The organism is Clostridium sp. KLE 1755 (assembly GCF_000466465.2).
GTDB classification, from domain to species: domain Bacteria; phylum Bacillota; class Clostridia; order Lachnospirales; family Lachnospiraceae; genus Eisenbergiella; species Eisenbergiella porci.
Map to the genome: position 1 here is coordinate 51,258 of NZ_KE992685.1, position 10,418 is coordinate 61,675.

The window sequence follows — 10,418 nt, forward strand, 5'->3', positions numbered from 1 at the left end:
TCAATATTGGTCATAGATTGTTTAAAGATGAATTTTCCATTGTCCGAATTTAAAACAAATTGTCCAAAATTGAAAAATATGCTATAATTCACTGAATTGTAGTACGTTTACTCTGGGGGGAACGGGCAATGGCGGACAGAAAAATAAAGGAAAATTTATTTACCAGATTGCACAGCAGTTTCTTTTGGCGCTTCTTTTCTTCTTATATTATCTTATTTTTAATTCCGTTTTTTACTATCATAGTGACCTATAATTATGCGGCGCATTCCATTGAAAAAAGTATACTTCGTTCCAACTCTAATATTCTGTATCAGTTTTTCTCTAATGTGGATGCTGCTTTTTCGGAAATGAGCACAATCGGTAAAACCTTGACCAATTCTACAGTCGTGCAGCAGTTTGCATTCCGCTCTAAGGCGGATATGGAGCTTCCAAGTGTGGAGGCTTATTATCTGAATGAAGCGGTTAATTCCTTTAAGCAGAAGGAATTTGAAAATATATGTATTTATTTTCCTGAATTCTCAAGAGTCTATAATGGACGGAACGGATTGGCTCTTGAGGATTTTTATCTGACCTATTATAAGGATGTGGCGACCGAAGAGGAATATAAAAATTTTCTGTCGGAATCCGTAACAAACTATAAAACAGAAATACGTTCTGTAAATGATGATGTTTTAAATCCTTTGCTGGGAGTGGTATTTTCACAGCCGGCCTCCCGCAGTTTTCACGGTGCGCCTGGAATTACGGCGGCTATTACCCTTTCACAGGATACGCTCCATCAGCTGTTTGAGAATTCTTCTGTTCACAGTGATGGTATCCTTATGGTATTTGACGGGGAAAACAAACTGCTCGCATCTTCACATCCCATGTCAAGCGATATCCTGTCCGTATATGACGGCGAAAAGGAGATGTATTATGGAACCTACCAGAACCAGAAATATGTTCTCCAGTTTTTTCCCTCCCAGGTGTCGGATTGTATGTATGCTTCCGCCATTCCGGTGAATATTTTCTGGGAGCAGTTAAATAATTTGCGGCTGACCTCATTTATCTGTATTCTTCTGTGTGTGCTGTTGAGCGGTTTTCTTGCCTGGAAAATGACAAAGGTAAATTATTCACCAATTACAGGGATGATTTATACCATTACGGAGACAACGGGAACGGTCTATGACAATAAGAAAAATGAGATGAATTTCATTAGCGATGTTCTGACCAGCTCTTTCAATGAAATCACAACTCTTACAAAAAAAATAGAGCTGCAGGAAGATACGCTGCGTAATAATTTTTTGATGCATGCCATGCTTGGGAACGCCATTGAAGATGCTTTTGATGAGGAGAGGGATATATTTCTGCAGCATCATATAGTATTGAATTCTGATATGTTTGGAATTATTTATATATTTGTGGAAGCTGTAGATGAAAGCAGGCTGGGAGATGTGAGGGAAAAACAGAATCAGCAGATCCTTCAGTTTATTATAGCTAATGTAGTCCAGGAACTGTGTTCTGAAAAGCATCAGGGATTTTTAGTACCGGTTGCTGTGAACAGTTATGCCTGCATTATTAACTTTTCCGGAGAAACATTCGACAGCAGCCGGAAAGCTGATATGCAGTCCGTAATTAAAAAAAGCTCGGCTTTTTTAGGGCAGCATTTCGGTATTGAAATCACCGCCTCTCTTTCCGGAATTCACTCTAACCTTCCGGGAATCCATAAAGCCTATCAGGAAGTCACAGAGGCGTTTACCTATCGGTTTCTTTATGGTAAGGGAAGCATAATTCTTTTTGATGACATTCAGGAGAAATGTTTTAGTTTTACCGGTATGGAAGACAATAAGGTTGAGTATCTGCTGCTCTCATTTATAAAGGACAGCAGTTGTATGCAGGATGCAAGGAAGATTATGGAGGAGCTTAAGAGCCAGTCCGGCATCAGTTCCAACTCGTCTCTGGAAGCGATAGCCTGTTATAAATATGACCTTCTGATACGCTTCAGCCGGGTGACTCACCAGATTGGGGCCGCACAGCTTCCTGAGAGCAATGCGCTTCATGCCTCAGTCTTGGCTGCCGGAACCTTTACTGAAATGCAGGATTGCTTCATAAATACTTTGACGGCATTGCGCCAGTATTATCAGGATTCACAGAAAAACTTTACGTTGTGTGATCAGGTGGAAACCTATTTGAAGAATAATTTCCAGAATCCGGAACTGAGCAATATTATGCTGGGGGAGGTTTTTCATATTTCGCATGCTTATCTTTCCCGTATGTTTAAAATGCAGAAAAATATTTCCATTGCGGATTTTCTTTATAAGCTTCGGATTGACCATGCTAAGAAAATGCTGGAAACAACGGATGAGACGCTGGAAAGTATAGCGATTACTTCCGGATTTTTAAGCAGTTCCACGTTTATTAAGGTGTTTAAAAAGAGTGAGGGAATTACACCGGGAACCTACCGCAAGCTAAAGCAGCAGTAATATGGGACGCTGCCCAAATCTTTCCCAGGTAAAAATAGACTGCTTCTTTTCTGGAGGGTACAGTAGTAAAGCCAGGTTTAAGAAGCAGTCTTTATGACTTTAAGCGGGATAAATTATGACAAGAACAGCAGCAGATTGCCATCGGCATCCTTCAGCTTCATTTCATAATCCCCATAGAACTTCAGCTCAGGTTCAGTAATATCGTAGCCCTTTGCTTTCAGATCGTTATAGGCCGCAAAAATATCATCACAATGGAGGACCAGTACATTTCTGATACCATCTTTATTTTCCTGATCGTTCCAAATCCAAATGGTTAATTCACCAAATCTGAATTCCGCTCCGAACCAGTCTGTTGGCATAAAAGCATTTAATCCATTTAGAGACCAAATTCATTAAAAAGCTGGTTCCTGAAATCCTGATTATTAACGGCCTTTTCAATCTCTTCATTGCGGGAATTTTTAATCAGCAATTGAATCAGATGTAAGATTTTATCCTGGCCCTCTTCAAATCCTTCTTCCTTCACACAAGCCATGTGCTCCTGCTCATCGTAATCCGTAAATAACATATTAATTACCTCCGCCCTGTGGGCTATTAGCAGATTTTTCAGGACATTATTGCGGATACATTCCTGTATGGCACTGTCCACCGCTTCGTTAAAGGGTAAATCCAGCGTGAGCTTTTCCCGTACCGTTGCCACGAACATAGCATATTCCTTCAGCTTACGGCAGCCTTCCATGAGTTCCCGGTTCCGTCCCAAATTAATATTAAGCATGAGCACCGTGCATTCCAGGCACGGTTCCATGGAGGTCATAGCGGGAAGAAAGGCATCTGACATTTTCAGTTCAAAACGGTCAGGCTGATTCTCCAGCCCATTATAAAACACGATATACTGCGGTCTGGGAAGCATAATAAGCTTCGTGCTGAATAACCGGTATTTGTATTTCATCAGGTATTTCTGGTACATTTCGGCAAAGTATAGGAAACCCCTGACCGGCATATTAGGATTCACCGTACTTTGGTGTTCATAAAGATTTAAAATATCTCCTAAAAGGAAAGAGATATCGTTTTTCATTTTCAGATAAATCATATTTTCCAGGGTCAAGATCTGCAGTTCTTCCGGATTTTCATAGCTGCTTTTATTCACTGCATTATATAGGGAAAGTAAATCCTTTTTATCCTGGAAAACAAGCCGGAAGAGTCTGTCCTTATATTCTTTTGTAACTGTGACGTCCATTTTTTATACCTCCATTATAATATTATTCCAAAATAATTTCAACGAAAATAAAAATATTTGAAGCGGTATTGAGTCAAGTTATGAAATCACCTCTCTTCCGGCATGAAAACAGTGAATGAATCAGGCAAAACAGAAAAACATAAAAGAGAATAATCGGCAGAAGCGCCGTGATGCAAAAAATTGAACACGGACATTTTTATTGCTCAGTGAAATGAGCGAAAGAAAATTAAAAAATATCCGTAAAAATAATCTACCATATCTGTGTAAAAAGTACAATATCAAAGTACTAAAAAACAGACGGAAAATATTTATCAGTGCAATTAGTCAATAAGTCAGCTACAGTCTCGGACTGAATATCCCCTGGCACGGCTTCGGACAAAGAAATTCATAGCACGGCCCAAGCTAAATAATTCATGATTGACATTCCGCAGACCCATGCTATAATAGCGTTAACAGACTCAGACAAAAGCGTTGATGAGGAGGAGTACATGTTCTTCCGGATGAACAGAGAGGAGATGGCTGGTGAAAATCTCCGTGAAGGGAACATGGAAGTAGCCTTTGAGCTTTGGATTGAACGGAGGACGGCGGCGGGTGTCTGCCCGGCGGATTCGGATTCCAAGTAGACTCCAACGGAGATTTCCACCGTTATCAGGGAAAGCGATATCGGAAGACCGGGAGGTTTTCCCGTATTGTATTAAGTGCAGAAGTCTCTTCTGAATTTAGGTGGTACCACGGACATATTGTTCGCCCTAAGCATTTTTTGCTTAGGGCGTTTTTTTGTGTGTCTGGCGGCGCACGTTTCCTGCGGATAGCGGGCCAATTGGGCATGATGGCAGATAACCATCGGTCTTCCTGTCCCTATTGACGGCTTCCGCAGGGAACAAATACGTCCGGGGTTTCACATCCGCTCACTGCACAGGGCGGGCGCTTCGATCTGGTTTGTAATCAAATAAGCGGCGGGAAAACTGCTGCAAAAAAACGGCGGAGCCGTAAATATCAGGAGGTATCCGGAATGGATAAAAAGTATGACTTCAGAAAAACAGAACGGGAAATGCAGGCGTTATGGGAAAAGGAAGGGATTTACCGATACAGGAACGGCCGGGAGAAAAAGGTATTTTCCATTGACACACCGCCGCCTACGGTAAGCGGGAGCCTTCATATCGGGCACGTTTTTTCTTATACCCAGGCGGAGATGATAGCGCGTTTTAAGCGGATGCAGGGCTACGATGTTTTTTATCCCTTCGGCTTTGATGACAATGGCCTTCCCACCGAACGGCTTGTGGAAAGGGACGGCGGTTTCCATGCCGCGGATATGCCCCGAAGCCAGTTCCATGAAAAATGCATGGAAACCATCGAAAGCTATGAGGCGGATTTTCGGAAAATGTGGCAGAGCCTGGGCTTTTCTGTAGACTGGTCTCTGCAGTATCGGACAGTATCCGAGCTGACCGCAAAAATATCCCAGAGAGCCTTCCTTGATCTGGTACGGCAGAAAAAGGCCTACATGAAGGAATCGCCTGTACTTTGGTGCACGCAATGCCGTACTTCCATTGCCCAGGCCGAGCTGGAAATGAAGGAGCGGGAAACTACCTTTAATTACCTGGAATTCCAGGCGGGAGAGGAAAAGCTCCTCGTTGCGACCACACGGCCGGAGCTGCTTTATGGCTGTGTCTGTGTTTTCGTAAATCCCGAAGACGAGAGATATCGGAGGCTGGCCGGGAAAATGGCAAAGGTGCCTCTTTACGGTTTTGAGGTTCCCATTCTGACAGAAGAAGAGGCCAGTATGGAAAAAGGCACGGGAGCCGTTATGTGCGCTACCTACGGAGATACCGCGGATGTGGGCTGGTGTGAAAAGCACGGCCTTGCCTACAGAGAGGTAATTCGCCCGGACGGCAGGATTGCGGAGCATATTCCTGTAATCGGGGGCATGAAGGTAAAACAGGCAAGGGCGGCCATTATCGAAGCGCTTGAGCAGGCTGGGGCGCTGGCCCGGAGGGAAGAGATGACCCACCTGGTAGCGGTTCATGAAAGGTGCGGTACGGATGTGGAAATCATACCCTCCAATCAGTGGTACATTGATGTGCTTTCGCAGAAGCAGCGGTTCCTGGATGCGGCGGAAGAAATCAACTGGCACCCTGCCTATATGAAAAGCAGATACAGAAGCTGGGTGGAAAACCTGAAATGGGACTGGTGTATTTCAAGACAGCGGTATTTCGGCGTTCCTTTTCCGGTATGGTACTGTAAGAACTGTAAAAAACCGGTATTTGCCGAAGCGGATCAGCTGCCGGTAAACCCCATGGAAGAACTGCCGGGGAAAAAATGCAGCTGCGGCTGTGAGGAATTTCTGCCGGAAACGGCGGTTTTCGATACCTGGGCCACTTCCTCCGTCACACCTTTAATCAATGCAAGATACGGGGAGAACGATGACCGCAGCCGGGAAATCCTGCCTATGGGCATGCGGCATCAGGCTCATGAAATCATCCGTACCTGGGCCTTTTACACAATTGTACGCAGTCTTTACCATACGGGAAGCATTCCCTGGAGGGATATCATGATCAGCGGCTTCGTCCTGGCAAAGCCCGGAGAAAAAATCAGCAAATCCAAAAACAACGCCGCGTCCTCTCCCATGCAGCTGATAGAGACGCATTCCGCGGATTGCATACGCTATTGGACGGCCGGCGCCAGGCTGGGAACGGATACTTTTTTCAGCGAAGAGGAACTGAAGGTTTCCAAACGCTTTCTGAATAAGCTTTATAATGCGGCAAAATTTGCCGGAATGCATCTGGAGGATTACCGGCCGGACTGTGGGGAGACGGTACGGCTTCTGCCTCCGGATCTGTGGATTCTGGAACGGGTAAAGGAAGCCTCGGAGGAGGCGGCCGCCTTCCTGGAGGAATATGAGACAGGGCTTGCCAGGAAGAAGGTTGACGAGCTGTTCTGGGAGGACTTTTGTGATTATTATATTGAGATTGTCAAGGAACGGCTTTACCAGCCGGAGAAACACGGTGAAGCGGAACGCCGGGGCGCCCAGTATGCCCTCTATCACAGCCTTCTGGGTATTTTGAAGCTGTATGCGGTTTATATTCCCCATATGACGGAATATATTTACCAGTCCTGTTTTCGCGGGTTTGAAGGCGCAGTATCCATTCATCAGCTGCTGTGGCAGCAGGAGAAGGCGGATGAACTGCTCCTGGAATTCGGCGGCCATCTGAAGGAGACTATCGGCCGTGTCAGAAAGGAAAAGACGGAAAAGCAGATGTCCATGAAGGAAGCCATCCCGGAGCTGGTAATTACCTGCCCGGGGAAATTAAGAAAGCTTTACAAACAGTCCGAGATGGATATCCGGGCCTGCACCAATGCCGCTGCCATTATTTTCAGAAGCTGAGAGCAGGGATAATCCGTGTGGCCGGAGGCAGCAGTTTGGTCCCGGCCGAACGGCTGCCTCCGAATTGCTCCGGGAATGGGCCTGAGATTATTTTTTAAGTTGCGGGCGCGGCGGAAAACTGTATATAATAGTAGCAGTTCAGTTACAAGTATGCAAAGTCCGGCCGCAGACGCCGGCCGGAAAGGAAGGGATCAGGATGAAAATACAGCTTCCCGGGGATGTCACATATATCATACACTGCTTACAGGCGGCGGGACATGAGGCCTACGCGGTGGGCGGCTGCGTCCGCGATTCGCTGCTTTCACGCACGCCGGATGACTGGGATATCACAACCTCAGCCAGGCCGGAGGAAACGAAGGCGCTGTTTGGCCGGACCGTGGATACCGGCATCCAGCATGGGACGGTGACGGTAATGCTCCATAAAAAAGGCTATGAGGTCACCACCTACCGTGTGGACGGGGAATATGAGGACGGCAGGCATCCGAATGAGGTTACCTTTACCTCCAATTTAATTGAAGATTTGAAACGACGGGATTTTACTATTAATGCCATGGCCTATAATGAAGAGGAAGGCCTGGTGGACGCCTTTGGCGGCAGGGAGGATCTGGAAAAAGGAATCATACGGTGCGTGGGCGATGCCGATGAACGTTTTACGGAGGATGCCCTGCGCATCATGCGGGCCGTCCGTTTTTCCGCACAGCTGGGTTTTGCCATAGAGGAAAAAACAAAGGCCGCCATCTGCGGACATGCTGAAAACCTTCGGAAGGTAAGCGCGGAACGGATTCAGGTGGAGCTGACGAAGCTGCTTGCAAGCCCGCATCCCGAATTTTTAAAATACGCCTGGGAGACGGGAATTACGGCCATTATACTGCCGGAATTCAACAGAATGATGGAAACGTCCCAGCAAAATCCCCATCACAGCTGGAATGTGGGGGAGCACACACTGCGCGCCATGCGGGCGGTGCGGGCCGACAAGGTCCTGAGGCTTACCATGCTGCTGCATGACTGCGGTAAGCCGGAGTGCGCTTTTACAGATGAAGACGGTGTGGATCATTTTCACGGCCACGCAGCGGCTGGAAGCCGTATGGCCAGGGGGATCCTGAAAAGGCTGCGGTATGATAATGATACGATTGACAAAGTGACAGAGTTGGTATACTGGCACGACTGCGAGATCCTTCCGGAAATCAGGGCGGTGCGCCGGGCGGCCTCTAAGGTGGGGACCGCGCTTTTCCCGCTGCTTTTAGAAGTAAAGCGAGCTGATTTGGCGGCGCAGAGCGATTATCAGAGGGCTGAAAAGGCGGAATGGCTTGACAGCCTTTATGAACAGATTCAAAAGGAGGGAGACTGCCTCACGCTTAAGGACCTGGCGGTGACGGGCCGGGATCTGATGGCGGCGGGCATGAAGCCGGGGCCGCAGCTGGGTCGGACCCTCACGGCCCTCCTGGAGTTTGTCCTGGAGGACCCGGGGAAAAATACAAAAGAATATTTGCTTGCAAACCTTCCGAAAGAAACATAACTTGAGCTTCCTTCTCATATGATAGGTAATACCTAGCGGCAGAAAATTGCTGTTGCCCGGGGGCTGTGAACCCGGCCTGCGGGCGGCGTTTGGCCGGCAGCATCTGCGCGGCGGAAAATGCCGGGTATGAGAGGGAGGAAATATCAGTGAATGACAGAGCGGTAAGCGTTTTTGAAAATTATGAAATAGAAATTCTCCGTACACTGAAGGGAAGGGGCGCGCTTCTGTGTGAAACACAGGAGGGCTGGTTTATTCTGAAGGAATATACAGGCCCCCTGGCGCGTCTGGAGATTCAGGAAAAGCTTCTGGCGGCGGTGAAGGATAACGGCTTTTCACAGCTGGAGCAGCTGATCCGGAATAAGGAAGGCGGGTTAATCTCCTACGATCAGGATCGGGTGCCTTATATTTTGAAAACCTATTATGAAGGCCGGGAATGCAATCTGAAGGATGTGCGGGAATGCCAGAGCGCCGCGCGGACGCTGGGAAGGTTACATAATGCCATGCATCTGCCCGAGCTGGTGCAGGAATACGACGTGCCCGCCCTGTGTATGGAAAATGAATACGTGAAGCATAACCGGGAGCTGAAAAAGGTCCGCCGTTATCTGCGGGAAAAAGGCCAGAAGACGGAGTTCGAGATTTACCTTCTCCATCATTATGACTTCTTTTATGAAAAAGCGCTTTCCGCGGTGGAGGAGCTTCAGGGATATGCGGATGCCTTTGATGAAGCAGCGATAAAAAAGAATGGTAATTTCTGCCATGGTGATTTTCAGCATCACAATATCCTGTATACGCCTGATGGCTTTACCGTCATCAATTTCGAAAAATACCTGCTTGATAATCCTATCCGGGATCTCTACCTTTTCCTCAGGAAGCTTCTGGAAAAAAATGCATGGTCGGTCAGCCTTGGCCTGAACATCCTGACCGCATATGAAACGCAACGCACACTCTCCGAAGCGGACCGCATCCAGCTGTATTACCGGTTTGCCTATCCTGAGAAATTCTGGAAGATAGTCAACTTTTATTATAACAACGGAAAGGCCTGGATACCGGGGAGAAACCGGGAAAAACTGGAGAATCTGCTGCGGCAGGAAACTGAAAAAAAAGCTTTTCTTGACAATGCATTAAAATAAATGAAAAAACGACAAAAAATGGCGCACACGTAAAAACGGAAGTGCGTCTTTTTTTGAGAGCTTCTTTATTAAAAAAGGGTTAATTTTGCCCTGAAAACGCAGGTTTTTCGGGGGAAATACTTGACAAAGGGGGGATAAACGTATATATATAATATAGTGTCTGAGAGAGTACACTCTTTTGCATACAATCTATAAATTTACAGTGATTACAGGAGGAGTTCATAATGAACAAAACAGAATTAGTAGCAGCTATGGCTGACGCAGCTGAAATTTCCAAGAAGGATGCAGAGAAGGCCCTGAAAGCTTTCACTGATGTAGTAGCAGATGAACTGAAGAAAGGCGGAAAGGTACAGCTGGTTGGCTTCGGTACCTTCGAAGTTTCCGAAAGAGCAGCAAGAGAAGGAAGAAATCCTCAGAGCGGCGAAGTTATGAAGATTGCTGCTTCCAAGGCTCCCAAGTTCAAAGCTGGTAAGGCTTTAAAGGATATGCTGAACGCATAATCGGAAGAGTTTCGTAATAATGGACAAGTTCGGTGGCTGCCAATGACATGTATTGGCAGCCATTTTTCAATAGGGGGGAGGGAACGGAAGGAGAATCCGGAACCAGGGCGGCAGGCTGGGGGCAGGGGGGAGACGGGACAGGTGTTTTTCGGGTGCCTTCCCGGACCATGGAGATGAGACTTAAAAATTGTGGAAGG

7 protein-coding genes and 1 other annotated feature are annotated in these 10,418 nt (G+C 46.7%); of the genes, 5 read left to right on the plus strand and 2 right to left on the minus strand.

Features of this window, described 5'->3' with window-relative positions; all coding sequences use genetic code 11:
- The first annotated feature begins 128 nt into the window (after positions 1–128).
- A complete protein-coding gene (locus HMPREF1548_RS08755; protein WP_021635628.1) occupies positions 129–2,459 on the plus strand; it encodes an AraC family transcriptional regulator in 2,331 nt (776 codons plus the stop codon).
- Between the two features lie 113 nt (positions 2,460–2,572).
- On the opposite strand, the gene HMPREF1548_RS08760 is transcribed toward HMPREF1548_RS08755, so the two are convergent.
- Together HMPREF1548_RS08760 and HMPREF1548_RS08765 are read right to left on the minus strand one after the other, a co-directional pair.
- Positions 2,573–2,818, minus strand: a complete 246-nt coding sequence (locus HMPREF1548_RS08760) for a VOC family protein (protein ID WP_021635629.1) — start codon at positions 2,816–2,818, stop codon at positions 2,573–2,575.
- Positions 2,819–2,835: 17 nt separating this feature from the next.
- Complete coding sequence (locus HMPREF1548_RS08765; RefSeq protein ID WP_021635630.1) at positions 2,836–3,693, minus strand: hypothetical protein; 858 nt, start codon at positions 3,691–3,693, stop codon at positions 2,836–2,838.
- A 462-nt stretch (positions 3,694–4,155) separates the two neighbouring features.
- Positions 4,156–4,448 (plus strand) — a binding site (T-box leader).
- 257 nt (positions 4,449–4,705) lie between these two features.
- On the opposite strand from HMPREF1548_RS08765, the gene HMPREF1548_RS08770 reads away from it, so the two are divergent.
- From HMPREF1548_RS08770 to hbs, 4 genes are all read left to right on the plus strand, one after another.
- Positions 4,706–7,075 (plus strand): valine--tRNA ligase, encoded by a 2,370-nt coding sequence (locus tag HMPREF1548_RS08770; RefSeq protein ID WP_021635633.1) that lies wholly within the window; start codon positions 4,706–4,708, stop codon positions 7,073–7,075.
- 196 nt (positions 7,076–7,271) lie between these two features.
- Positions 7,272–8,591, plus strand: a complete 1,320-nt coding sequence (locus HMPREF1548_RS08775; protein WP_021635634.1) for a CCA tRNA nucleotidyltransferase — start codon at positions 7,272–7,274, stop codon at positions 8,589–8,591.
- Between the two features lie 146 nt (positions 8,592–8,737).
- On the plus strand, positions 8,738–9,721 hold the full coding sequence (locus HMPREF1548_RS08780) for a YutH/CotS family kinase-like spore coat protein (RefSeq protein ID WP_025488182.1): 984 nt from the start codon (positions 8,738–8,740) through the stop codon (positions 9,719–9,721).
- 224 nt (positions 9,722–9,945) lie between these two features.
- Entirely contained in the window at positions 9,946–10,221 is a 276-nt protein-coding gene (hbs, locus tag HMPREF1548_RS08785; protein ID WP_009255984.1) for a non-specific DNA-binding protein Hbs, read from the plus strand.
- Positions 10,222–10,418 lie beyond the last annotated feature (197 nt).